General features: G+C 38.7%; 23 protein-coding genes and 1 riboswitch. Of the genes, 3 read left to right on the forward strand and 20 right to left on the reverse strand.

What is annotated here, in order from left to right; translation table 11 throughout:
* Positions 1 to 37 precede the first annotated feature (37 nt).
* The 6 genes from OTG27_RS22050 to OTG27_RS22075 all read right to left on the reverse strand — a co-directional run bounded on the left by OTG27_RS22050 (position 38) and on the right by OTG27_RS22075 (position 6,756).
* Positions 38 to 802 (reverse strand): sulfotransferase family 2 domain-containing protein, encoded by a 765-nt coding sequence (locus OTG27_RS22050; RefSeq protein WP_307730161.1) that lies wholly within the window; start codon positions 800 to 802, stop codon positions 38 to 40.
* 165 nt (positions 803 to 967) lie between these two features.
* Positions 968 to 1,864, reverse strand: a complete 897-nt coding sequence (locus tag OTG27_RS22055; protein WP_268938129.1) for an NAD-dependent epimerase/dehydratase family protein — start codon at positions 1,862 to 1,864, stop codon at positions 968 to 970.
* Positions 1,864 to 2,688 carry a dTDP-4-dehydrorhamnose reductase family protein gene (locus tag OTG27_RS22060; protein ID WP_268938130.1) on the reverse strand — a complete coding sequence of 275 codons (825 nt, stop codon included), beginning with the start codon at positions 2,686 to 2,688 and terminating at the stop codon, positions 1,864 to 1,866. Before OTG27_RS22060 ends, OTG27_RS22055 begins: the two co-directional genes overlap by 1 nt.
* On the reverse strand, positions 2,689 to 3,675 hold the full coding sequence (locus OTG27_RS22065; protein WP_268938131.1) for a polysaccharide biosynthesis protein: 987 nt from the start codon (positions 3,673 to 3,675) through the stop codon (positions 2,689 to 2,691). It lies immediately after the preceding gene.
* Positions 3,668 to 4,759, reverse strand: a complete 1,092-nt coding sequence (gene wecB, locus OTG27_RS22070; RefSeq protein ID WP_268938132.1) for a non-hydrolyzing UDP-N-acetylglucosamine 2-epimerase — start codon at positions 4,757 to 4,759, stop codon at positions 3,668 to 3,670. Before wecB ends, OTG27_RS22065 begins: the two co-directional genes overlap by 8 nt.
* Positions 4,760 to 5,040: 281 nt before the next feature.
* Positions 5,041 to 6,756, reverse strand: coding sequence for an ABC transporter ATP-binding protein (locus OTG27_RS22075; protein WP_106027407.1), 1,716 nt, complete (start codon positions 6,754 to 6,756; stop codon positions 5,041 to 5,043).
* Between the two features lie 363 nt (positions 6,757 to 7,119).
* Between OTG27_RS22075 and OTG27_RS22080 the strand changes: the two genes are divergently transcribed.
* Entirely contained in the window at positions 7,120 to 8,214 is a 1,095-nt protein-coding gene (locus OTG27_RS22080) for an MFS transporter (RefSeq protein ID WP_268938143.1), read from the forward strand.
* 179 nt (positions 8,215 to 8,393) lie between these two features.
* On the opposite strand, the gene OTG27_RS22085 is transcribed toward OTG27_RS22080, so the two are convergent.
* The 7 genes from OTG27_RS22085 to OTG27_RS22115 all read right to left on the reverse strand — a co-directional run bounded on the left by OTG27_RS22085 (position 8,394) and on the right by OTG27_RS22115 (position 16,455).
* Entirely contained in the window at positions 8,394 to 9,656 is a 1,263-nt protein-coding gene (locus OTG27_RS22085) for a LysM peptidoglycan-binding domain-containing protein (RefSeq protein ID WP_268938133.1), read from the reverse strand.
* A 184-nt stretch (positions 9,657 to 9,840) separates the two neighbouring features.
* Positions 9,841 to 10,590 (reverse strand): (S)-benzoin forming benzil reductase, encoded by a 750-nt coding sequence (locus OTG27_RS22090; RefSeq protein WP_268938134.1) that lies wholly within the window; start codon positions 10,588 to 10,590, stop codon positions 9,841 to 9,843.
* Between the two features lie 404 nt (positions 10,591 to 10,994).
* Positions 10,995 to 12,452, reverse strand: coding sequence for a cardiolipin synthase (cls, locus tag OTG27_RS22095; RefSeq protein WP_268565794.1), 1,458 nt, complete (start codon positions 12,450 to 12,452; stop codon positions 10,995 to 10,997).
* 228 nt (positions 12,453 to 12,680) lie between these two features.
* Positions 12,681 to 12,944 (reverse strand): metal-sensitive transcriptional regulator, encoded by a 264-nt coding sequence (locus tag OTG27_RS22100; protein WP_034307218.1) that lies wholly within the window; start codon positions 12,942 to 12,944, stop codon positions 12,681 to 12,683.
* Positions 12,945 to 13,111: 167 nt separating this feature from the next.
* The gene (locus OTG27_RS22105; RefSeq protein ID WP_268938135.1) at positions 13,112 to 13,555 is read right to left on the reverse strand and encodes an SRPBCC family protein; all 444 of its coding nucleotides are present in this window, start codon (positions 13,553 to 13,555) and stop codon (positions 13,112 to 13,114) included.
* Positions 13,556 to 14,011: 456 nt separating this feature from the next.
* Positions 14,012 to 15,442 carry an aspartate ammonia-lyase gene (aspA, locus tag OTG27_RS22110; RefSeq protein ID WP_034307227.1) on the reverse strand — a complete coding sequence of 477 codons (1,431 nt, stop codon included), beginning with the start codon at positions 15,440 to 15,442 and terminating at the stop codon, positions 14,012 to 14,014.
* Between the two features lie 23 nt (positions 15,443 to 15,465).
* On the reverse strand, positions 15,466 to 16,455 hold the full coding sequence (locus tag OTG27_RS22115; protein WP_063577719.1) for an asparaginase: 990 nt from the start codon (positions 16,453 to 16,455) through the stop codon (positions 15,466 to 15,468).
* Positions 16,456 to 16,684: 229 nt separating this feature from the next.
* Between OTG27_RS22115 and OTG27_RS22120 the strand changes: the two genes are divergently transcribed.
* Positions 16,685 to 17,059: a helix-turn-helix domain-containing protein gene (locus OTG27_RS22120; protein ID WP_106027413.1), complete on the forward strand. Its 375-nt coding sequence runs from the start codon at positions 16,685 to 16,687 to the stop codon at positions 17,057 to 17,059.
* A gap of 457 nt (positions 17,060 to 17,516) precedes the next feature.
* On the opposite strand, the gene OTG27_RS22125 is transcribed toward OTG27_RS22120, so the two are convergent.
* The 7 genes from OTG27_RS22125 to OTG27_RS22155 all read right to left on the reverse strand — a co-directional run bounded on the left by OTG27_RS22125 (position 17,517) and on the right by OTG27_RS22155 (position 23,935).
* Positions 17,517 to 17,684, reverse strand: a complete 168-nt coding sequence (locus OTG27_RS22125) for a hypothetical protein (protein ID WP_162878727.1) — start codon at positions 17,682 to 17,684, stop codon at positions 17,517 to 17,519.
* A 298-nt stretch (positions 17,685 to 17,982) separates the two neighbouring features.
* Positions 17,983 to 18,945 (reverse strand): homocysteine S-methyltransferase, encoded by a 963-nt coding sequence (mmuM, locus tag OTG27_RS22130; RefSeq protein ID WP_268938136.1) that lies wholly within the window; start codon positions 18,943 to 18,945, stop codon positions 17,983 to 17,985.
* Positions 18,935 to 20,329 carry an S-methylmethionine permease gene (gene mmuP / locus OTG27_RS22135; protein ID WP_268938137.1) on the reverse strand — a complete coding sequence of 465 codons (1,395 nt, stop codon included), beginning with the start codon at positions 20,327 to 20,329 and terminating at the stop codon, positions 18,935 to 18,937. Before mmuP ends, mmuM begins: the two co-directional genes overlap by 11 nt.
* An 83-nt stretch (positions 20,330 to 20,412) precedes the next feature.
* Positions 20,413 to 20,515: riboswitch (SAM riboswitch) on the reverse strand.
* 235 nt (positions 20,516 to 20,750) lie between these two features.
* A complete protein-coding gene (locus OTG27_RS22140) occupies positions 20,751 to 21,359 on the reverse strand; it encodes a flavin reductase family protein (protein ID WP_095678951.1) in 609 nt (202 codons plus the stop codon).
* 12 nt (positions 21,360 to 21,371) lie between these two features.
* Positions 21,372 to 21,986 carry an alpha/beta hydrolase gene (locus tag OTG27_RS22145; RefSeq protein ID WP_268938138.1) on the reverse strand — a complete coding sequence of 205 codons (615 nt, stop codon included), beginning with the start codon at positions 21,984 to 21,986 and terminating at the stop codon, positions 21,372 to 21,374.
* Positions 21,986 to 22,933, reverse strand: coding sequence for a ring-cleaving dioxygenase (locus OTG27_RS22150; protein WP_268938139.1), 948 nt, complete (start codon positions 22,931 to 22,933; stop codon positions 21,986 to 21,988). Before OTG27_RS22150 ends, OTG27_RS22145 begins: the two co-directional genes overlap by 1 nt.
* Before the next feature lie 24 nt (positions 22,934 to 22,957).
* Positions 22,958 to 23,935: a ring-cleaving dioxygenase gene (locus tag OTG27_RS22155; protein WP_057277438.1), complete on the reverse strand. Its 978-nt coding sequence runs from the start codon at positions 23,933 to 23,935 to the stop codon at positions 22,958 to 22,960.
* 243 nt (positions 23,936 to 24,178) lie between these two features.
* On the opposite strand from OTG27_RS22155, the gene OTG27_RS22160 reads away from it, so the two are divergent.
* Positions 24,179 to 24,778 carry a nitroreductase family protein gene (locus tag OTG27_RS22160; RefSeq protein ID WP_063576031.1) on the forward strand — a complete coding sequence of 200 codons (600 nt, stop codon included), beginning with the start codon at positions 24,179 to 24,181 and terminating at the stop codon, positions 24,776 to 24,778.
* The last annotated feature ends 79 nt before the right edge of the window (positions 24,779 to 24,857 follow it).

A 24,857-nucleotide genomic window follows, 5' to 3' on the forward strand; every position in this document is an offset into this window, starting at 1 on the left:
CCTTATATAAATAACAGTGTTATCCTTATATAAAAATTTAAACTTTACCTGTTTTCTTATATCCATAAACTTCGAAATCCTTATGGAAGATAAAATTGACTAAATTAGTTGCCTCTACATCATAAAAACTTTTATATGTTGGAAATTTCCTTTCTCTTATGAATGTTTCATTGGTTATTTCCATATCAGAATAGTTACCATTTAAAAGCATTGAAGAAGTAAGGTGGTGTGTTGATTTTGTAATCAAATTTAGATTAGATTTTTTCAACCCATATTTTTTTTCAATTTCCGAAATGTGAGCTTCAAATGTTTCTAAATAAATATAATTTTTTACAAAAATCTCTTCACCTTGTATATATTGGGGAGTAAAGTGATCATCAATCGAATCGTAGTCTTTTATATAATATAAAAATTGCTTGAATGAAATACCTTTTTTACTTTTTTTGTCGTTATAAAAATATTCTCGAATTTTCTCCCACTCCTTCTCCCACTGCACCAACCCTTGGGTAGTGGCTAGGATTAGAAATTGGCTTACAGCTCTTTTGTATGGATCACGAACAAGCTTAAATGTGTTTTTTTTTGATATTAAAAGACTTTTCACCAGTTCTTTTTTATAATTCGGTTGATTTTTATATACTTCTTCTTCGTAAAGATGAATCCACGGATTATATTGAATAGCTTCATCAAGGAGTCCGATTTGAAAAAAAAACCATTTTGCAAATGATGTACATCCACTTTTTTGACTCCAAAAAAGGATTAAAGGAAACTCTTCGTTGAAATACGGCACTCTATATTTTAACATTTTATCTAAAACTTCATTTTTATTGAACACTTAATTACACGTCCTTTTTGTCATTAATATGTTCTTACATATTCTAAATTTAGATTTTTTTATTAATGTAATCTGGATAGGCAACCTTAAAATGGTTTTGCTGGTTTTATAGATTTTTTATTTTTTATCCTCTTTTTACTTGTTATTACGATAAAAATAAAGAATATCCTCTAAGGACGACTTCAATGAAAGAACGGGTTTCCAACCTAATTTAACGATTTCCACTGGTGAAATTTCAACCCTGCCTTCTTCCTGATCATTTACTTTAGACTTTATACCAAAGTCAATCGTTGTTAAGTCTCTAAAACTGGTGATCACTTCTCCTAAAGTGTGGCTATCCCCAGAAGCAATATCATAGATTTCCCCTGTTTTCCCCTGGCTTAAAAGAATTTCATAAGCCCTAACCGCATCTCTTACATCTACGAAATCCCTTATTGCTTGCAGATTATTTACTTCAAGTACTTTTTCTGCATTATTTTCTTCCATATCGACTATTTTTTTTGCAAATATGGAACAAACACCAGTTGATATTCCGGGACCTATCAAGTTTGAGGGTTTAGCAATTACAATATTCATGTTGTAAAGTACTCCCCATGATTGGGCAATAAGTACTTGAAGAGTTTTACTTAAACTATAAGGGTGTGTTAGAGTTGTAATTTTTTGAGGGTCAAATTGAAGAGCTGAACCGACTATAACCACTTTACAGGCTGGATTTTCTTGCCTTAGTGCTTCAATTAAATATAGGGTTGACATTGCATTCGCTTCCAGAGAAGAAACAGGATCAATCCATGATTGTCCAACATGGTTTTGTCCTGCTAAATGAAGAAGATAATCGGGTTTCACTTTCTTTATTAATTTACCTACATGGTCCTTGTTTGTTAGATCACAAAGCTCTGTCTGAACTTGATCATTTTCGAAACTCTTTCTAGACACAGCAGTAACAGTAAAACCTGCTTTTACAAAGTGATTACACGCATGCTGACCGGTGAAACCGCTTGCCCCGGTAATTAACAATTTAGGCATTTGGCTCATTATTTTTCCATCCAGCTTTTCAATTCTTTCAGCATATGTTCATAATTAGGAATCTGATAATAGAAATCGTTCCTTGTATTTTTTATTGTCCGATCCAGTACGATATTTGAGTCGGGTAAAATCACAACATCTGTTTTATTAAAGATCCCCTTGATTAATTTCAATAGATTATATTTTGCCATTTTATTCTCAGAACCTAAATGATATAAGCCCGTTACGTTATTCTCAATCAATGCTTCAATGGCTTTAGCTAATTCAAGCGTTGTTACACCATTCCAAAGTACTTTTTCGTACCCCTTTATTTCTCCCTTTTGCTTCATGAACCAAAGAAATAAGCCAATTCCATCCTCTTTTAGTTCTGGGCCTATTATGGAGGTACGAATAGTTAAATGTTTATCGCTAATGATTTCTCCCAGTTGTTTTGATTGAGCATAAAAAGAAGTACCGTCAGGAATATCATCCTCCGTATAATTGCCTTTCGTTCCTGAAAACACGCAATCTGTACTTATATGAATTAATTTACCATTGTTCCGTTCAGCTAATTTGACCAGCTCATGTGGCAATAAGCTATTTACCTGAAAGGCCAGCTTCGGATTATTGTCCGCATGGTCATTTAATATACCAATACAGTTAATAATAATATCCGGCTTTATAGATTCAATGATTTCCTCCAACTTTGTCGGGATAGTAATATCTAGGTAGATACTTCCCTTATCTTCAGGGTCCCTTGATGTATAGAACACTTTATACTGTGGATTTTTTTGAAAATATGCTGTTATTACGTGTCCAGCCATCCCTTTTCCGCCAAGGATTAGTACCTTCATTTAAATAAACCTGCCTTTTTGTAATATATCTTTTATTTCGTCTTTACTCATCAATTCTTTGCTGGAATTGTAGTTCAATAAGTTTACAGGTTTATATTGTGAATAATGTTCCTTTATTTCTTCTGATTGGACTGTAGGAAGAATAACAAAGTACTCCTCATCAAAAGTAATCGTTGTTTTACTCTCGTATTCAGAAAGGAGGAGTTCGTGCAATTTTTCTCCCGGCCTAATACCTAGTATATCCACTTCAACATTTTCCACATCAGACGAATCAATCAATACTTGAGCAAGATCAATAATTTTACAGGAAGGCATTTTCATTACGAATATTTCTCCGCCAATGCTTTCAAAGGTTGCCTTGAATACCAATTTAATCGCTTCTTCAATTGTTAAAAAGAATCTCGTCATGTTTAAGTCGGTTATGCCTATTTTCCCCTTTTCTTTAATCTGCTTTTTAAATACATGGATGACGCTTCCATTTGTTCCTAAAACATTCCCACCTCGGATACAGACGAATCTTGTTTTTGTGTTTAATGTATTAGCGTGGATGATCAATCTTTCTGCCATCGCCTTTGAAAGGCCATAAAAGTTGGATGGATTCGATGCCTTGTCTGTAGAAATGTTCACAACCGAATGTACATTACAGCTTATGGCCGCATCTATTACGTTCTGTGTTCCAATCACGTTCGTCTTTAAAGCTTCAATGGGTTGATCTTCACATACAGGAACATGCTTTAATGCAGCCAAATGAAAAATATAATCAACACCTTGGCATGCTTCCACTAGAGCTTCCTTCTCTTTTACATCCCCGATTATGAAATTTAATTTCGGATTACTATCAAACTCTTGCTTCATTGTAAATTGATTGGACTCATTTCTTGAAAAGATCCGTATTTCACGCGGTTCAAAATCCAATAACTGCCTAACCAATTCATATCCCCATGAGCCTGTACCGCCTGTTACCAAGATTGTTCGATTCTTAATCAATTTCATGGCCCCCCAGTATTATTTTAAGTACTTTATCTGAAACGTTTTTATGGTCGTAGCCTACTGGAAAAGTCCAGTTCTTTTGCTGGTTAACCATAACCTTCACACAATTGACGATTTGTTTAGCGTTAATTCCTGATAATATATTGCTGCCCGACTCAATGGTTTCTGGCCTTTCGGTTGTTTTTCGTATCGTAACGGCCGGTACATGGAACAAACAACATTCCTCCTGAACGGTTCCACTATCGGTCAGCACACAAAAAGCGTTTTTTTCCAGCTTTACAAAATCAAAGAAACCAAATGGCTCATGAAATTCAATTAATGGATGCACGTCTAATTTGGGACTGAGTTCAATGCGGGATTTTGTCCGGGGATGTAAACTGCATATGATTCTTTTTTGATAGGTTTCGGCAACCAAATTAATGCCCTTCATAATTTCCAGCAATCGTTCTTCATGGTCAACATTTTCGGCACGGTGGATAGTAACGAGGAAATAATCTTCCTTATCCAAACACATTTTGTCCAAGATTAAACTTTGCTCGATTTCATTGTCGTAATGGTTCAAGACCTCGTAAATGGGGTTTCCCGATAAATATATTCTTTTGCTCGGGATACCTTCATTCAAAAGATTCTCTTTACTTTGAGGAGTATAAGGTAGATTAAAGCTTGAAACAGCATCAATAATACGACGATTTTTTTCTTCAGGCACTTCCAAGTCAAAACAACGGTTCCCTGCTTCCATATGAATGACTGGTATGCCCATTCTTTCTGCTAAGATGGAGCTGAGTCCGGAGTTTGTATCCCCCAACACTAATACTTTGTCGGGTTTTTCATTTAAAAAAATGGTCTCTAATTTTTTATATATGGCTGCTAACTGTTCACCGAGGGTTTGCTGTTGATTCAGCAAGACATAATCAGGGGTTCGTACCTTTAGCTGTTGGAAGAATATTTCACTTAAGGTTGAGGTGAAATTTTGTCCAGTGTGCACTAGAATATGTGAATCGGCATATTGATCCAGTTTCTTTATGATTAGACTTAATCTGATAATTTCAGGTCGAGTCCCTAAAATAGTCATTACTTTCACGATTTACACTCCTTACTTTTTTCTGGTTTATGGCCTCACCGTCTACCCTTATTGTATGCACAGCCAATTCTATTGTTATAGGCAAACCTATTAGATTTCGACTCAATTTGAATGATAACCGACTAATAAGGCACCATTACCGAACCTTAAGTTGTATAGGAATATGTTTTTATTGAAAATATTAATAGGAAATTATGTAATTTTATCAAATCAATATTGATTGAACTCGTTTCCATTCTATTAAAAAAGCTATATGTCCTTGTTAGGCATATAGCTTTCTATCATTTTTGGAATTGTAATTGATGCAGATTGGCAAAAATGCCCCCCTGCTTAAGTAAGTCATCGTGACCGCCTTCTTCAGCAATTCCTTCTTCCGTAACAACCACGATCTTGTCAGCGTTGCGAATGGTTGCCAATCGGTGTGCGATGATTAACGTAGTTCTGTTTTCAGCTAGTTCCGTAAGAGCCTGCTGGATTATTCTTTCCGTCTCCGTATCTAGTGCAGAGGTTGCCTCATCGAGAATTAATATTGGCGGATTCTTCAAAAACATCCTCGCTATTGCAATTCGTTGTTTTTGTCCTCCCGATAATTTCAAGCCTCGTTCACCTATTTGAGTTTCATAGCCTTCTGGAAGTCCTTCAATGAAAGTCTCCAAATGGGCTTTCCTTGCGGCTTCTTGAATTTGTTCATCCGATGCTCCAAGCATTCCGTACGCAATGTTCTCTTTTACAGTTCCTGTGAAAAGGAATACATCTTGCTGGACTATGCCAATTTGTGAGCGCAATGACTTTTTCGTCATTTCACGAATATCAATTCCATCAATGGATATTGAACCGGCCATAACATCATAAAAACGCGGGATCAATGAACATATGGTCGTTTTCCCAGCCCCTGAAGGCCCGACAAAAGCGATGGTTTCACCAGCTTTAATTGTTAGATCAATTCCTTTTAAAACCGGCTTTTTGTCTTCATAGTTAAAAGAAACATCTTTAAAGGAAATATCCCCTAAGAGGGTGGTCATCTCAATTGCATCCTTTTTATCCTCTACATCAGGCGCGACATCCAGTAGTTCCGTAAAACGCTTAAAGCCGGCCATCCCTTTTGGATAGAGTTCCATCAACGCACTGATTTTGTCAATCGGCTTAAATAATACGTTAACATATAAGACGAATGCAACCAGTTCCCCATAAGAGAGCTGCCCATGAAAAGTCAGCCAAGCTCCAATCACCAACACGGCAAGGGTCATGAACCTCGTCATCATGTAAATGCCTGATAAACTAAATGACATAACCTTATAACCTAGTAGTTTCGCTTTACGGAATCTGCGATTATTAGTAGCAAATCTTTTCATTTCATATGTTTCATTCGTAAAGGATTGTACAACCCTCACTCCTGAGACGCTATCTTCCACACGGGCATTTACATCTGCAACCTCTGTATACATTTTCTTCCAAGCTTTATTCATCTTTAAATTACTTATGACAATCAATAACACGAGAAACGGTAAAATACAAACCGATACGAGTGCCAGTTTCACATTGATTGTCAACATAATCCAAAATGCACCTATAAAAGTCATGAAAGCAATGAATAAATCTTCGGGACCATGGTGAGCAAGTTCACCAATATCGAACAGATCATTGGTTATGCGGCTCATGATATGGCCGGTTTTCGTGTTATCAAAAAAACGAAAAGATTGTTTCTGCACATGCTCAAATAATTCCTCACGCATATCAGTCTCGATATTTATACCCAATTTATGGCCCCAGTACCCTACTATGAACTGTAAGAAGGTACTAATGATATAAAGCAGGAACAAACCGGCACTTACCGAAACTATGGCAGACCAATCGTCGCCAGGCAGCAGTGTATCAATAAACCACTGAACAGCTAGCGGAAATGCAAGTTCAAGTACAGCCACGACCACTGCACTGAAGAAATCAATAATGAATAACCGCTTATGCGGCAGGTAATATGAAGCAAAACGTCGAATCATCAAATTTTTCTCCTTTTTTACATATATTAAGGAGTATAATTCCATATTCCATATTGAGCAAGCATTTCAGAACGCCCACGTTCATATTATGGTAAAATCATTTATAAAAAAAGCCAACCCGGCTCATGCAATCTATTGAATCTAAGGAGTGAATCCAGTGTAAAAAAATAACCATTCTAAATATCCATGAACTTCATTTTCGTAAAGGATGGTATTCATGAAAAACACATCGTTTCGATGCCTTTGGATTGGTCAGGCATTTGCAAATCTAGGGGATATTTTTTATGTAGTCGGGTTGATTTCACTATTATATAATTTGACGGGGTCTGCCTTCTATTTAAGTTTGTCCCGTTCATTACAACGATTTTTCGGTTCATCAGCAGTTTACTTGCCCCCCTTGTCATCGACAGGTTTCCTTTAAAAAGAATCATCGTTCAATCTCAATGGTGGAAAACGATCTTACTCGTTTGCCTAGGAATCTTTATAATAAGTTTCGATCATGGTTTTTCCGTTGCCGTCATTTTCTTCATTGCTTTGATTTCATTATTGGACGGAGTCGCTGCCCCGGTTAGCGCAGCTTTGGTTCCTCAATTAGTTCCAAAAGTAGAGCGGATGAAAGCGAATGGTTTCTTGAATGTGATCACCCAGACCATCTTTGTAGCAGGATGGCCACTAGGTTCCGTCTTATTGATAAGTACCAACAGCAGTTTCATCATTTGGCTTACGGTCATGCTTTATGCCGTTTCAACGATCTATACAGGGAGAATCAAAGTCCCTGAACAAGCGACGGACCCTGTTGCTCCGTCAAACTGGGATTCGATTAAATCCGGATGGGTTGCGATTCGTCAAATCCCAACTATCCGTACCCTCATTTCCATTGATTTCATAACCACTTTAGCTTCAAGCGTGTGGGTGGCTGCCGTTATCTATATATATGTAGAACAGAACCTGCAACTGGGTGAGGAATGGTGGGGGTACATTAACACAAGCTACTTTGTCGGCATGATTTTCAGTGGATTGATCGTCATCCGTTTTGCCAAGTTACTAGAAAAATATATAGGATTCTTCATCACTTTCGGGCTATTTCTCAGTTCACTGCTGATCCTGCTTTTTGGAACTACCAGTATTCCTGCTTTAGCTTTGCTGCTGGCATGCCTGTACGGGCTCCCAGAACAAATCCGGGAAGTGATCTATACCAAGCTATTCCAAGACCATGCTACGGAAAAGACTCTTGCAAAAATTCATGCCGTTTGGGGAGCGGTCATCAATCTTACATTTGCCGGCTCTGTCTTACTATTAGGCTTTATAACGGAAACATACAGTGTCAAAACAACGTTCCAATTTTCCTCCACGCTGATATTCCTTGCCTTTCTTTATGCAACTTTTAAAAGGAACGACTTAATAGGGAAGCAATGTGATCAATTGCTGTCAAGTGAGTCATCTAATCTTCCTAAATGATTTCGTTTCACGAAAAAAAGGAGCCTTGGTTTTCCATGGCACCTTTTTTATCGTTTCAAGACCCGTCTAACAATATTGCCTCTCTTTAAAATCTTGCTCGGTATGATTGGCTTGCCTCAGTTAAAAGCCGTACAACCAAACAGGGAAGTAAATATATAAACCGCCTGCACCCATTCATTCTATTTGATAATCCAGATATTATTATTTATAAACTCCCAATTCTGCGGGAATTCCAAACCGATCTGCCAATAAGTTGCTCCTATCAGTTCATATGCATCAATCAGTTCATATTTTGCACTTATCGATCGTATATCTTCAAACCACACGACATGATTCGAATTCTCTCTTCGGTAGGAATAGGAAGGTGAAGCAGCTGAGGTGTCAAAAGTTATTTCAGCACCAGTTGCAATGGCAAGGTTTTGGGCATTTTGAGCTGATAAAGCTTTCGTCTCGTGGCTCGGTACTATCCAATCGTATCCATACATAGGAAATGCCGACTGCAGTTTATATTCAGGAATATTCAACAAAGCATAACGAAGAACCTCTCCCATCCACCAAAGTGGGGAAATGGGTTCAGGCGGTCCAGTCGGATACCCATAGTCAATGGTCATCACGGCAACAAGGTCAGCTGCCTCTCCGATCCCCCGATAATCATGCCCGCCTACAATTCGATTATCAGGATTATCCGCTGTTTTTGCATGTACGTTCACATGCAGGATCAGTTCGTTCAACCCCTCCTTTAATTCTTTTAAAAAAAGCACATAATCGGAACGCCTGGCAGGTGGGATGAATTCGATGTCCATGCTGACTCCCCCATAGCCTTTCTCCCTAACGAAAGTCAGCATACTATTGATTAAATTCGCTCTGTATACTGAACTGGCAAGGACATCACCAGCCAAATCAGCGTCAAAATCACCATCTTGAAAGTTTCGGATCATCAGTAGCGGCTTCACCCCTGTCTGTTCGCATTTCGCGATAAGCGGGAGATCATCTCCATCAACGTACGCATTTCCTTCCCTTGTAAACGAATAAGCGACAATGGCTAAATAGGATAATTTATCACCATTCTGCTCAAGTGTTTCAAATACGACTCCACCTGAAGTCGGGAAGGCAAAACCCAGCGTAATCAATTGATTTTTGTAAGGAGACGGTATCAAAATTTCCGTACCGACTTTTAGCGAGTTTTCAGAGATTCCTGGGTTTGCCTCCTTGATTGCCGCTGCACTCGTACCAAAACGACTGCCGATTTTAGTAAGGGTATCCTGACTTTTAATTAGATACCTTCGATTCACCGCTTTTTCATTAGGTATATACAATGCCAGACCAGGAACCAAAGTTGTTGATTCCAATCCGTTGACTTCAATTATCCTCGATGGGGCAACTTTATTTTTCGAGGCAATTTCCCAAAGGCTGTCACCTTTTTTCACAATAATGATCGTCATTCAAAACCCTCCAAACTCCCTCCAAAAAAGTTTATGTTATTCAGGTAATTGGTTAGAACGAATTATCACATTTCCTAATGATGATATTCTGGTTTTTAGTCTTTTTTTAATGGAATAAAAGGTTCACAAAAAAAAAGGCTGTCCAAAGGACACCCCCAAGCTATAAGCCATATTCTCCTATACATCAAAGTAAATTCTTAATGTCGTAGAACTTCCCATTTTCCAAATCTTCTGCTTCAAGCAGCTGCAAAAGTTTATCTGCTACAAATTCAGGGCTTCTTAATATGCCCTTCTCTTTATATTCATGAAATTTGTCTCGATCGGCAAAGTCCCGTTCGTCTGCTGATCGGATTGTCCCTTGCATCTCCGTATCCATTACCCCTGGTGAAAAAGAAATGAGAGACGTAGGAAAAGACGTTTTATCCTGTTCCAACCCTGCAACCCGTGTAAACATTTCCAGCCCCGCCTTAGTACTGCAATAGGCTGCCCAGCCATGATATGGATTTTTTGCCGCTCCTGAAGATATGTTGACCAATACCTTCTTTCTGTTCCAGTCCTTTGTCTGTTTAACGAATTCATCAGCCAATACGATGGGTGCCATGAAATTCACCCGCATGCTCGTTTCCAAATTTACTATACCAAGGTTTCCTACCGGCTTAATAGGTTCAATGACACCTGCATTATTAATGAAATAAATATCACTTGTATCATCGACTTCAGTAAGAATCTCATTGACTAAGGAAGGCAACTTTTCAGTTTCATTCAAGTCCTGAGAAATAAATGTAAGTTTCGTCCCGGAACCGTCAGCAATCCGCTGCATTTCAGGATGGGCCGTACGGGAAACTAAAATGCAATGATCACTTGTCTGCAAACACCCTTTTGCAATTGCAGCACCTAAACCTTTTGAAGCTCCTGTGATTATAAACGTTTTCACAGCCTTTCCCCCTTTTCTAGATATAAACTATTGTACCAAAACGAGTTCGGAATGGTCTCACCACATATCGTGATTTTAGGATAAGACTAAAAATGCAGGAAGCCTCAATCATTGACTTTGAGACAAAAGAAGTTCAATCTAAAAATAAAGCAAAGTTGATTGGAGTGGTGTGCAAGACTCCTGCGGGAAGAGCGCGTCCAAGGGAGACCCCGCAGCGGAAAGCGAGTGCCTGGAGAGGAAGTCAACGATTTTGCAAACTCAATGAATAACAATGGTCTACAACTGAAATGGAATGGATTTCTGAAGTCAAGCTCCGTACTATAAAAACTGCAGGCAAACTCGATTTTTCGAATTTGTCTACAGTCTGAACAGACCATGTTGTAATGGTTCGTTTATTTAAAATATTATAATATCGGTGATACCAGCCTTGCAATGGACTCTTTAAAACGAATCCACTTTGATCGCTTTTCAAATTCTTCAATTGTAAGCTGCCTGCATACATCGATATCCTTATAAAAAATCCTGGTCAGTGTTTCGGCCATGCCTTCATCATAAATGAAGGCATTGACTTCAAAGTTCAATTTAAAACTACGGACATCAATGTTTGCTGTCCCCACCGAGGAGACCTCTTCGTCCACCACGATCATCTTCGCATGAATAAAGCCGTTATCATAGATGTATACCTTAGCACCCGCTCTTAATAACTGCCCTGCATTGAAAGTCGTTGCCCAATAAACAAAAAGATGATCAGGTTTATTCGGAATCATGATTTTCACATCTACCCCTGATAAGCTGGCAATCCTGAGTGCATCCAATAAACTGGCATCCGGTATGAAGTAAGGTGTTTGAATGAGAATCGATTTCTTTGCTGATGAAATTAATTTAATATAGCCATTTTTAATTTGTTCCCATTCCGAATCCGGCCCACTTGTCACTATTTGCAAATCAATATTTCCTTGAGTCTCTACAATAGGGAAATAATGAGGCTGATAAGTTATATCATGATGCTTTGATGCCTGATTCCAATCCAGGATAAACCGAGTTTGAATGGCCTTGACAGCCGAACCCTCTATACGAAGGTGTGTATCACGCCAATAACCGAATTTTGGATTAAGCCCTAAATATTCATCACCAACATTAAAGCCTCCAACATATCCTACTTTTCCATCTATGATGACGAGCTTTCGATGGTTACGGAAATTCAGTCGTAAATTTATAAATTTTAATTTGGATGGAAAAAATGCCTCCACTCGTCCTCCAGCCTGCCTAAATTCCCTGAAGAAACGTTTAGTCATCCCTCTAGATCCCAATTCGTCATAAAGCAGCCGGACTTTGACGCCTTCATTCGCTTTTTTAGTCAAAGCTTCAATGAATCGTTTACCCAGGCCGTCCCTTTGAATGATGTAATATTGTATATGTATATGGTTTTCGGCCGCTTCGATATCTTTAAAAAGCTGGTCAAACTTATTTTTCCCTTCCGTAAAAATATCGACTTTATTATCTTCAGTAAGTACGGCATCATTTTTTCGGAGATGCATATAAATCAAATCACGATAATTACTCGAAGAAGCATTTCGAAAAGGAAAATGATTCGTTGAAAGCTCTTCCATCTGTTTATCAATGATTTCTTCGATCCCGATCCTCTTCTTATCCTCCCATTGGAATAAGTGTGCATGCCTTAAACTTGTTCCAAAAAGCAGGTATAAAATAAAACCGACTACAGGCAAAAAATATAATACCAATAACCAAGCCCAGGTCGTGCTCGCTTCCCTTCTTTCAAAAAATATGACAATCGTTGCAAATAAAATATTTAGAATGATGACGAGGCCGAGCAAAACCGATGTAACATGCGTAAATTCCATAGCATACCCTCACTAAATTTTTATCCCTTTAAGGATACCATGCAAATTCTTTATATCAAAGGATTTGCTTATCAGAAATGAAAACAGAGAATTCACAAAAATGGACCTCTTCTTGTAGAGGTCCATTTTAAAAAATCCATCCACCCCTGACACTAAAATTTCTCAGATTGGCCAGGCAGTCTAATAATATTTGTTTTAAAAATTCCAATTTAACAAAAAAATAATTGCTTACCGGCTTTTCACTAATAAATTCACAGCTTCTTTCACTAGCTCTTCGGGATTCTTTTCCCCGGATTCATTAGCCTCCCGGACGCATTCAACAAGATTGGAACTTACTATTACCCCGATCGTCCGATCGATTGCAGATCTGGTTGCAGATAACTGAGTTACTACATCCCTGCAATCTTTATTATCCTCCATCATTTTCAAAATCCCGCGAAGCTGTCCTTCAATTCGCTTCACTCTATTTTTAACCTGCTTATCGTACTCCATGTGAGGCCTCCTACCCTGCCTATTACTTATGAATCCTATCCAGACATCCATCATAAAACCCTTTCAGACGAAATGAAGGTTTGATAAAAATCTTACAATTTATAATACATACCACTTAGGTATAATTGTCAAGTGCCAATATCCAATAAAACTCCAATATGTAATTCCTATTTTTGTACAAGGAGACTTTGAGCAACTGCCTCAGAAAACTCGATTGTCATTTGGGGAACGTAGGTTTTTAACAAAACATTGACGATAGGGGCTTTAGCGCCTTTTGCCGTAATCGCCAGGCAGCCAGTCATTTTAGTCTGTCCAATTCCGCACTCTTCTGCTAAAAAATAGCCATGGCCATCAAATTTTTCATTTAATCCCTTAAGCTTAAATGTTACCTTATCTGGTTCAATCCATTCCAATATATTCACTTCCAGTTTAATTTTCTTCTTCATTAATCCCAAATCGCTTTTAAACTCCCAAATAAGTGTCCGCTCATTTAACATCTCATGATTGATATATCCTGGGACTAGAGGTGCCCAACGATCTATGCTACTTACAAAACCCCATACCGTTTTTTTGGAAACAGGTAATATGATACTATGCACACCTTCTGACAAAGCAGTTCCCCCTTAATCATTCTATTTACATCTTTGTAATGTATGGCTGAACAATACTGAATAGAACGGTACGATTAGAATCTTGAACAAAATTCTAATTACGATTTCTTGTGTATTGGCAGTAGTGGTCTTTGCATGTACTTGGAATGTTCGAGGACAGGAAGTGGTAAAGGGCTAATACAGGCATATTATTGAGCTCAAGTTTCCCCATCCCCCTGGATATATTCTAAGGGGGATGGGTTTTCTACTGTCAGTTAAACCGATTCATGATTAGATTGATGCTCGCAATAACTGAATATTAAGTTATCTATGACAAAAAGAAGTTGACGGACGTTTGTTTGACATACCTTATTGAAATGCATATAAAAAATGACCATGCCTTTATACCAACGGTCCTAAAGGCATGGTCATTATATCAAAAATCATATAGATTCATATTTTCTACCAAGATACTGGTTATTGCCGATCAAAAAGAGAAGCCCCCGCTATTCCGGGTTTTGTCATCTCATAAGGATTTAGAATCAGATCCAATTCTTCTTCTGTCAACACATCATATTGTAAACAAAGTTCGCGAACTGATTTCCCTTTCAATATCGCTTCACGGGCAATACGTGAAACCACTTCGTACCCAAGGTGCGGATTGACTGCTGTAATCACTCCGACGCTTTGTTCGACATAATCTTTTAAATGCTGCTCATTAGCCTCAATGCCTTCCAAGCAATAATCTGTAAAGACATTGAAAGCATTGTTCATAATGCTGATTGATTGCAACAAATTGAATACAAGCACTGGTTCCATTACGTTCAACTCTAGTTGTCCCGCTTCTGATGCTAAGCAAATCGTATTATCGTTCCCGATTACTTGGAAAGCGACTTGATTAATTAATTCTGGCATGACTGGATTTACTTTACCTGGCATGATGGATGAACCTGGTTGACGGGCTGGAAGTGTGATTTCTCCTAATCCCGCTCTCGGTCCTGAAGCCATCAAACGTAAATCATTTGCAATTTTAGACATATTCATCATACATACTTTCAATGAAGCTGATACCTCAGTGTATGCATCCGTATTTTGGGTTGCATCTACTAAATGTTCTGCTCCTACAAGCGGCAAGTTACTGATTTCAGCTAAATATGTAACAACGTTTTCAATGTAACGCGGATCTGCGTTCAATCCCGTTCCCACTGCTGTTGCTCCCATATTCACTTCATATAAATGTTGACGTGATTGACTTATTCTTTTTATATCCCGATCCAAAACGCGACTGTAAGCCTCGAATTCTTGACCAAGGCGAATCGGCACTGCGTCCTGAAGATGTGTGCGTCCCATTTTGATAACATGATCAAATTGTTTTGCTTTTTTCTTTAAAACCGTACTCATCTTGGTCATTGTTTGTAACAATTGCTCCAAAAGACGCAATGTTGATAAATGAATGGCAGTTGGGAATACGTCATTGGTTGATTGAGACATGTTAACATGGCTATTTGGGCTAACATGTACATAATCACCTTTATTGTGTCCCATAAGTTCTAACGCACGGTTGGCAACGATTTCATTAATATTCATATTCATCGATGTCCCCGCACCGCCTTGAATTGGGTCAACGATGAAATATTCATGCCACTTTCCATCGATCACTTCTTCAGAAGCTTTGACGATAGCGCTTCCAATACCATCATATAATCGTTTGGTATCCATATTCGCTAAAGCGGCCGCTTTTTTAATCATGGCCAGTGCACGAATCATTTCTTCATTGACTTTGTAACCGGTAATCGGAAAATTTTCCACTGCGCGTAAAGTTTGTATACCATAATAAACATCTGCTGGAATTTCCTTTTCCCCAAGAAAGTCTTTCTCGATTCGGTATGTTTTCTCTTCTATCAACATTTCCTCTTGCCCCTTTGTTTGTTCTAGAATGTAATGTCCTCTGCAATCGGTGTTTCCATCATTTCCTTCACTTTTTTAGGATCCTGCGTCTTCGCTAATATCCACATCAACTTAGGAACGATGGCTTCTGTATTCATATTCCTGGAACGAATGATGACATTCTTGTTCACTTTTCGTCCCACTTCGTAAATATCCATATCTTCCCCTTCTTCTAAGCATTGGGTAGTAATGACAACGGATATTCCACATTGTACTAACTCATTCAATTTCTCTAAAATGTTTCTTCCTTGAAATGGAATACCACCGCTTCCATAACTTTCAATTACGATTCCCCGACATTGATTTTTCAGGAAATCAAAGAATTCAGGCTTAATACCGGGATGCAGCTTGACTAAAGCAACATCAGTACATAGGGAAGCATCCAACTTAGCTTCCTTATTCTTTCGTGAATGAACTGGCTTTAGATACTCAATTTTATCTTTGAATATGGTCGCAATATAAGGATAGTTAATACTTTCAAACGAATCATAGCTTTTCGTTCTCAATTTAATGGCCCTCGTACCCTGAATGACTCTGCCATCAAAAACAACATATACTCCTCCAATATCTTCACAAGCAAACCGGATCGCATCAGAGATATTCCTTTTGGCATCTGTCTTTTTAAAGGCAATCGGGACCTGAGAACCAGTAATGACGATTGGTTTCCCTAAATCTTGTAACATATATGAGAGCGCAGCAGAAGTGTAAGCCATTGTATCTGTTCCATGGGTTATCACAAAGCCATCGTAATCATGGTAGTGCTTATGGATGGATTGTGCCATTTCTGTCCAATCTTCCGGCTGCATATTTGTACTATCAATATTCATCAAAGGCTTACTATCAATCTGACATAGTAAATCCAATCCCGGTAGGTGGCCTAAAATTTCGTCAGCTTTCATTTCTGGAACAAGTCCATTTTTTCCTTCTAACGATGCAATTGTACCACCTGTAGTAAGCAACATCAACTTCTTCATTTTTGATTTTAACTTTTCCAATATACTACCCCCTAATAAGCCTCCCTGTTTCACTATCATTCTAATATCTCAGAAAAGGATGTTTCCGCTGTAAATGTTCATGTAACGCGTACAACACATGTAATTATAGTCATGTTTCATAGTGAAATCAAGCGAAAGTTATTCATTACGCGTACACTTTTTTCAATATGATGTTATAATGGATTTATATAAAAGGAGAGTAATAATAATGATTTTAAATAGATTGACTACATTAAGGAAGTCCAAAAGATGGTCTTTGCAATATACCGCTGACAGGCTCGGAATCGCCAAAAGTACCTATGCCGGTTACGAATCGGGCCACCGCCGCCCTTCATTAGAAACGATTAATTTATTGGCAGGCTTATATGATACCTCAACTGATTACATTCTGGGTCGAGTAGATTATCAATCTAAGGATATGGATAATGAGTCGCCTCAAGTCATGGAATTAACGGATTTACCAGATATGAAGCTAGCTGTAGATGGAATTTCCCTTTCTGAAGAGGAAACGATTCAATTTATCGCTTTTATTAGAGCTAAACGGGAAGTGGAAATAAATCGCGATAAACAAAATGAAACATAGGCAGACATTGAGTTTAAACTGGTATTTGGTAAAAGAACCGTACTTCTTCAGCAGGTTCTTATACTGCCTGACATGTTCATTATAACTGTAATATACCGCGGCTTTCATCAATTAGGATAGTCGGTTCGCCCATTTTGACGGTTGCACGTAATTATTTCCGTGTTTGAAATTTAAATTTCATTAACTAATATATAGAAGATAGTCGGTTTTTTTAAAAAATCCCATCCATTTTCATTTTCTGTTGTCCTCTTTAGACTTATTCATTTTCCCTCTTTATTTGCAATGAAAGAAAAAACATGGAAAAGATCATGGTTTCCCCCGGTGAATTAATATCAAAAAAGAAGCAACATGAAGTGAGCGTTATGTCTTAATTCATGTGCTTCTATTATTGGAATCCTTAAAGAAATGGAAAATTCCTCAATATAATGTCTCAACAGATATGCTGCATTTCCATATTTTAAGGCATTTCATCTTCTTTTTCCCTATTCTTGAAAGCTTCATGAGTGACAATATCCTCAATCTGTTCATACTGGCGGCTGTGTTCCTTCTCTTCGCTAATTCTATTATTGGGTAAATTTCCTGGATGTCCTTTTTCTTTATGATTAAAATTTTTACCACGACTCATAACTCATTCTCTCCTTTCCATTCATTGTTTGTCTAGTTTTCCCAAGCACGAAAAAAATATGATTTAATTTCTCTTTTTACAGTTTTTGCAAAAGGGTTGGTTTACCTGTAATTTTCAGCTGATCTTGTGCGACTTATTTCTGAAGTGCCAAGAAATTAATAATTCAATCCTTTCAAATTACTCGAATCTGAATAAAGAGCTCAAAAAGAACAGGAACCGCCAGATTCCTGTTCTTTTTGTTTATAGGTTTCCCGACTACTTACATATTTAATAACAATATTTTTGATAACAAAAAATGCTAGGAGAACGTTACCACGGAAGGTCGCCACTTTCTTGAAATGCCAGCAATATGATGTGGAGCGGTTCTGCAACATCCTCCAATTATATTTGCCCCCGCATGGTGCCAATCTTCAGATTTCACATCGAGCCTATTACATGATTCTGGACCATGCCATGTTTTAGTTTCTGGATTATATGATTCACCGGAATTCGGATAAACGATAATTGGTTTATGCGTGTTTGCACGCAACACCTGTATGGCTTCCGTGATAACTGATACAGGCGCACAGTTGATGCCAATTGCGGCAATTTGCTCACTGTCCCCAAACAATCTGGCACACTCCTCCAGCAATGTGCCGTCACTTATCGCTTTTTCATTTTTCAAAGAAAAAGACAGCCAAGCATAAACTTCTGGATAATCTTTCAATAATGAATGTAATACTTTTGCTTCTTGCAGGGAAGGAATCGTTTCAAATGCTAAAATGTCAGCTCCTGCTTCAATCAAAGCTGATATTCGTGAGCGATGAAATGCCTCCAAAGTTTCATCTGAAACACCATAATTCCCAACATACTCTGAACCATCTGCAAGATAAGCCCCATAAGGTCCAACTGATGCAGCAACCAATGGCTTAGGTCTAATCGTTTGATATTCTTCCTTCCAAAAGTCATCTCTTGCTTTTCTTGCTAGTAAAACCGTTTTCCTGATTAGATCCAATGCCTCTTTTTCTTGTATTCCGCGGAGGGCGAAACCTTCAACCGTTGCTTGATAGCTTGCCGTTATCGCACAGTCAGCACCAGCTCGAAAGTAGTCAGAGTGCACCTGGTAAATCACTTCTGGATTTTCAAGTAATACTCGTGCAGACCACAGGGGATCGTCCAAATCACACCCATGACTTTCAAGCTCTGTAGCTAAAGCTCCGTCCAAAATCATAACTGAATGACCTTGTAAAATTGCTTCAATTGGGTTAATTTTATTTTTCATGGTCTACTCCTCTTTTCTTTATGGTTTGTGTCAGATAATAACTTCCATAGCAAAACAAAATAAACGGAATGCCACAATATAGTGCTATTCTTTGTGTAGGATCAAATGCAATTCCTATGCAAGAAGCAAGACATAGCATAAATGAAACGATTGGTACGAATGGATATAATGGTGTATGATAAGCCAAATCATTAACTGAGTTTCCTTCGTTTATATATCGTCTGCGAAATAGAAACTGTGACGCGCTAATACTCATCCAAACTATAACCACGGCTAGTCCAGAAATGGATACAAGCACTATATATACAGTATCCGGCGCAATAATACTCGAGAAAAGTGCTAAAACACCGCCCAGCATACTGAAAAGGACTGCATTTAAGGGAACACCCCGTTTTGTCAATTTTGCAAATATTGGTGAAATAGTTTTCTTATCTGCAAGTGACCAAAGCATCCTGGATGAGGCATATAGTCCTGAGTTCGCAGCGGACAAAATGGCAGTTAATATAACAAAGTTCATAATATCCGCTGCATATGGCACTCCAATTCGTTCTAGAACGGCAACAAAGGGGCTCTCTAATACGCTTGCATCCGAAACAGGCAATAATGCGGATAAAACAACGATGGTACCGACAAAAAAGATAATCAATCTCCATAATGTCATACGGATTGCCTTTGGAATCGTTTTTTTCGGATTCACAGTTTCTCCAGCTGCAACTCCGATTAATTCAGTTCCAGAAAATGCAAAATTCACCGCGAGCATCGTCATTAGAATGGCAAAAGCACCATTTGGAAATAAACCTGCACTTGTAACATTGGAAAATAACGGAGCTGATTGTGCGTTAATCATTGGAATGAAACCTATCATTGCCGCAGCTCCCAGAATAATGAATATTACAATAGCAAATACCTTTATAGACGCAAACCAGAATTCGGATTCAGCGAAAAACTTAACGGTCCACGCATTTAATGCCAAAACCAAAATGGCAAATAGAGCACTCCATACCCAGACACTGATTGATGGAAACCATCGCTGCATCAACAATCCTGCAGCCGTGAATTCCGAACCTAGTGCAACAGTCCAGGTTAGCCAATACAACCAGGCTACTGTATACCCTGTCCCTGGTCCGATGTATTTGGTTGCGTAACTATGAAACGCACCAGTCTCGGGCATATGCACTGATAGTTCACCTAGACATAGCATGACTAGATAAACCACTAATGCACCAATCAGATACGAAAGGATGGTTCCGAACGGACCAGCCTGTTGAATCGTATAACCCGAACTTAAGAATAAACCAGTTCCAATCACCCCGCCAAGCGATAGCATTATTATATGCCGTGCTTGCATTTGCCTTTGAAAATCATGCTTCCTTTTGTTATCCATTCTTACTCTCCTTAATCTTGCATCCAGAAAAAACGAAAACGCACTCTAAAAAAGAGTGCGTTACTGACAAATAAACACGTACGGTCTTATCTATCAAGGTTTCACCCCCTGGAATTAGCACAGTGTCTTTGTAGACCTGTTGCTGAGGTTTCATAGGGCCAGTCCCTCCACCTCTCTGGATAAGAAATTATTTTTTTATAACTTTATCAATCTATGAAAAATTTGTCAAGTTTTGTTTCGGAATGTAAAGACTTCCTTTTAAATGCTAACGATCATGGCGTCTGCGGCATTAATATTAAAAGGCTGCTTATTTTTGGAACAAGCGCTAAGCTTATTATAATGGCAAATAAAACTAACCGGGGTCATTTTGGTCTTAAAAATGGCAACATCTTAAAAGATGTCGCCATTTTTTTCTTTTTCCTTAAGGACGTTCTATTTCAAATAATTCCCCTAGTTTTGTATAAGTATGACCTGCTAATCTTGCTACAGGTTTTAGCCCTTTCGGGTCAATACGGCCATTATGGTAAATATCTTGCTCTATATGATAGCAGACTATTTTCCCTATCAGTAAATCACAACCAGGTTCATTCTTGGAACCTGCCAACGGAATCGATTGCTCTAATGTACATTCAAAACGCACCTTTGCTTCTTCCAATCCTGGTACGGATACCCTATCACTAACAGCCAGCGTGAAATTAGTAAGACCCAATTCACTTTCTTCAGATGGGAGTTCCTTGGCCGTTCGATTTGCATCAGCAACATTATTTTCGTCAGTGATATGAACAACGAACTCACCTGTTTGAATTGCATTTCGGGCTGTATCCTTTGAAACTCCTTCTTTCCGTTGAACAGAAATGGAAATCATCGGAGGATTTGAACTGACTATGTTAAAAAAGCTGAACGGCGCTATATTGATTGTACCGGTTTCGGATTGTGTCGTAACCAGCGCTATAGGTCTCGGTATAATGCTTCCAGTCAAAAACTTATAATTATCCCGTTCAGTCAGACTTTCAGGGTTAACAGAAATCATCTTCATTCCCCCTCATTCTTTTAAAAAGTTCTTTTGAAACCATGAACCTGCTGCATCAACCTCTGAACGTGTCAACTGATGACCGTAATTTTCCCACTGAACTTCAACTGTAGCGCCAGCTTGCTGTAAAAGTTGATTAAGTTCATCAGTTTCTTCTGCAGGGCAAATCGGATCGTTTTTACCTGCAGCTATAAATACAGGTATATCTGAAAGGGACGGCAAAGCAATCCCTCGTCTTGGAACCATTGGATGATGAAGAATCGCTCCTTGTAAGGCCCCTTCGTAATGGAACAGCAAACTTGCCGCTATATTTGCACCATTGGAATAACCTAATGCCACCACTCTGTCACGGTCGAAGTCATATTTTCCGGACGCTGATTCCAAGAAGTCATAAAGCTCCTTCGTTCGGAAAATCAAATCCTCTTCATCAAAAACCCCTTCAGCTAACCGTCGGAAAAAACGGGGCATTCCATTTTCAAGTACATTTCCCCGTACGCTCAGTACGGACGAACCCGGTGAAACCATTTCGGATAATGGCAAGAGATCTGTTTCCGTTCCTCCAGTGCCATGTAACAGCAGTAGTAACGGAGCTTCTGGATTACTTCCTTTTTGAAAAATATGTTTCATCATTTATCCTCCTCTAGTACTCTCGGCACTGCCGGCAGTAACGTTTTTTCCATAACTTCCCGCTTTTCTTCCAACCATGGCGGCAGCATTAATTTACTGCCCATCGTTTCTTTCGTTTCATCATGAGCAAAGCCAGGTGGATCTGTGGCTACTTCAAAGAGTATGCCTCCATCTTCCCTGAAATAAATGGCATTGAAGTATTGTCGGTCTGTAAAGGGTGTCACACCATAGCCATGGTTACCGATATGCTCCCTCCATTCTTTATGATCTTCATTATCGCTCGCACGCCATGCAATGTGATGGACAGTTCCCACTCCGATTTTACCGTTTGGTAAAACCGTTTTTTTAACATCGATCAAATTGCCGATATCCGATGTGGATTTGAAGCGGATGAAATCGCCCTCTTCCCCAACCTTTTGAAGGCCCATCACTTCCTCTAAAAGTTCCATCGTTTTGATCGGTTTTGATGTAAATAATACAGCTCCGCCGAAACCCTTGACCGCCTTATCAGCTGGTACACCCCCGAATGACCACTCGCTATTTTTACCTTCTTTACGCTCAACCAGTTCAAGTTGCAAACCATGTGGGTCTTGGAACTCAAGATATTCCTCACCGAAACGTGAAACCTTTTCAAAGTCTATATTAAATTTACCCAAACGATTTTCCCAGAAGCCCATTGAACCCTCCGGAACGGCATATGTTGTAATCCCCACTTGTCCGGAGCCAATTGCCCCTCGGTATGCCTCAGGCCAAGGAAAGAAAGTGATGATTGTGCCCGGTGAACCGGATTCATCTCCGAAATATAAATGATAGGTGCCTGGATCATCAAAATTAACGGTTTTCTTCACCATACGCATTCCCAATACTCCAGCATAAAAATCCACATTCTCTTGAGGATTGCCTACAATTGCGGTTATATGATGTATCCCTGCATTTTGCTTTTGCATGCCGATTACTTCCTTTCCCGTTGATTAATTAGTTGATTTTGTATTAAGTGGTTTTAAATTCGATTCAATATCCTTTCTTTTCGATTCCAAAAAAGGTGGCAGGGCAAGGTTCTCACCTAGATGCTGCTCAGCTTCATCCACTTCAAAACCAGGTCCATCAGTAGCTAGTTCAAACAATATGCCATTCGGCTCCCTAAAATAGAGTGAACGGAAATAAAAGCGGTCCACATATCCCGAGTTCACGAATTTCGATTCACTAATTTTTTCTACCCATTTTCTCAATTCTTCTTCATCATCCACCCGAAAGGCAACATGATGTACTCCACCCCTCCCCAGCCTTTCCCGAGGTATGTCATTCCTTTCTTCAATATGGAGTTCTGCTCCAGTTCCTCCTTCACCTGTCTCGTAAACGACTATCGGATTTTGCCCCCTGATTGCGGATGGGTATGTGCCTGATTTCCTGAACCCCAATACCTCGATAAGAACACTTTCTGTTTGTTCAATATTGGGTACTGTGAGTTTTACTGGTCCTAATCCAAGTATGGAAAACTCTTGCGGCACTGGGCTTCCATCCCACGGAAATCCTCCATCAACGCCGTTATTATCCTGATCGGAAACCAGTAGAAGCCTCTGCCCTTCAGGATCTTTAAAAGAAAGCACCTTTCTTTCAAAACGGCTCGATATTTCATCGTGCTCAACATTGAATTCCACAAACCGTTTTTTCCAATATCCTAGCGCTTCATCATCCCTCACCCTTAAAGAAATTTCTGAAATGCTATTGTTTCCCTCATGAGTGCGGGCAGCATTCGGAATTTCAAAAAACGTCAATTCCGTACCCGGTGAACCAATTTGATCTCCATAAAATAAGTGATACACACGAACATCATCTTGATTCACCGTTTTTTTGATTAATCGCATCCCTAAGACTTTTGTGTAGAATTCAAAGTTATTTCCCGCTTTTGCTGTAATCGCCGAAACATGATGTAATCCTTTTAATTCCATCCGTACCACTCCTATCTTTATAAATCTCCCCTTACGGAGATGAATTAATCCGCTAATAATATCTCGAATTCAAGGTATTTAACCTAACGTAATACTTTTAATGCAAATATCTTGATTTAAAGATAAACGACAGGGATAAAATTGTCAACCATTTTCATTCAAATAATTTCAACCGGATTCACTTATCATAAAATAAAAAATACAGGCCAAAATAAATCGGTATAAGAATGGAGGTTGTGATATATGGTTAAAGATTTTTTTAGTGCAATTGAAGATAGACGCTCTTATTATTCCCTTAGCAAGGAACATGTTGTTCCTGATAAAAGGATTAAAGAAGTTATCGATCATGCCGTTCAATACTCCCCTTCCGCTTTCAACTCCCAAAGTGCCAGAGTGATTGTACTAACTGGTCAAAGCCACGACCAATTATGGGATATCACGAAAGAAACATTAAAAAAAGCAGCCGATGGCAAAGATTTTACAAAAACGGAAGAAAAAATGAGATCATTTATAAATGGTTATGGAACGGTTTTATTCTTTGAAGACCAGGCCAAAATAAATAGGCTACAAGAACAATACAAAACGTATGCTGAGAATTTTCCGATTTGGTCGAACCAATCTTCTGCCATTTTACAATTTGTCGTATGGACTTCCTTGGAAATTGAAGGGTTTGGTGCAAGCCTTCAGCATTATAATCCTTTAATCGATGACGAAGTGAGAAAGACATGGGATATATCACGAGATTGGAAACTCATCGCACAGTTGCCTTTTGGAAAACCCACTGCAGAACCTGGCGATAAAGACTTCTCACCACTTGAAGAACGTGTGAAATATTATCAATGATACAATAGAGACTGGCTCTACTTAACGAGCCAGCCCTTTTATTTTATTTCGCTTTAGTAATCCGGAAATGTTGCAAAAA

The sequence above is a fragment of the Peribacillus sp. AS_2 genome (assembly GCF_026891895.1).
In the GTDB taxonomy this organism is placed as follows: domain Bacteria; phylum Bacillota; class Bacilli; order Bacillales; family DSM-1321; genus Peribacillus; species Peribacillus frigoritolerans.

Bases quoted from the DNA above. Each gene is read 5' to 3' on its own strand.
- OTG27_RS22155 (WP_057277438.1), bottom strand. From the start codon at position 23,935: ATGGAATTAAAAGGATTACATCATGTTTCGGCGATTACAGCAAAAGCG.
- cls (WP_268565794.1), bottom strand. From the start codon at position 12,452: ATGGAATTTACGCATGTTACATCGGTTTTGCTCGGCCTCGTCATCATT.
- OTG27_RS22140 (WP_095678951.1), bottom strand. From the start codon at position 21,359: ATGATTTCTGTTAACCCTGAAAGTCTGACTGAACGGGATAATTATAAG.
- OTG27_RS22050 (WP_307730161.1), bottom strand. From the start codon at position 802: ATGTTAAAATATAGAGTGCCGTATTTCAACGAAGAGTTTCCTTTAATC.
- OTG27_RS22075 (WP_106027407.1), bottom strand. From the start codon at position 6,756: ATGATTCGACGTTTTGCTTCATATTACCTGCCGCATAAGCGGTTATTC.
- OTG27_RS22085 (WP_268938133.1), bottom strand. From the start codon at position 9,656: ATGACGATCATTATTGTGAAAAAAGGTGACAGCCTTTGGGAAATTGCC.
- OTG27_RS22160 (WP_063576031.1), top strand. From the start codon at position 24,179: ATGGTTAAAGATTTTTTTAGTGCAATTGAAGATAGACGCTCTTATTAT.
- OTG27_RS22145 (WP_268938138.1), bottom strand. From the start codon at position 21,986: ATGAAACATATTTTTCAAAAAGGAAGTAATCCAGAAGCTCCGTTACTA.
- OTG27_RS22060 (WP_268938130.1), bottom strand. From the start codon at position 2,688: ATGAAGGTACTAATCCTTGGCGGAAAAGGGATGGCTGGACACGTAATA.
- OTG27_RS22120 (WP_106027413.1), top strand. From the start codon at position 16,685: ATGATTTTAAATAGATTGACTACATTAAGGAAGTCCAAAAGATGGTCT.
- aspA (WP_034307227.1), bottom strand. From the start codon at position 15,442: ATGTTGATAGAAGAGAAAACATACCGAATCGAGAAAGACTTTCTTGGG.
- mmuM (WP_268938136.1), bottom strand. From the start codon at position 18,945: ATGAAAAATAAAATTAACCCAATTGAAGCAATTTTACAAGGTCATTCA.
- OTG27_RS22055 (WP_268938129.1), bottom strand. From the start codon at position 1,864: ATGAGCCAAATGCCTAAATTGTTAATTACCGGGGCAAGCGGTTTCACC.
- mmuP (WP_268938137.1), bottom strand. From the start codon at position 20,329: ATGGATAACAAAAGGAAGCATGATTTTCAAAGGCAAATGCAAGCACGG.
- OTG27_RS22100 (WP_034307218.1), bottom strand. From the start codon at position 12,944: ATGGAGTACGATAAGCAGGTTAAAAATAGAGTGAAGCGAATTGAAGGA.
- OTG27_RS22125 (WP_162878727.1), bottom strand. From the start codon at position 17,684: ATGAGTCGTGGTAAAAATTTTAATCATAAAGAAAAAGGACATCCAGGA.
- OTG27_RS22115 (WP_063577719.1), bottom strand. From the start codon at position 16,455: ATGAAGAAGTTGATGTTGCTTACTACAGGTGGTACAATTGCATCGTTA.
- OTG27_RS22150 (WP_268938139.1), bottom strand. From the start codon at position 22,933: ATGCAAAAGCAAAATGCAGGGATACATCATATAACCGCAATTGTAGGC.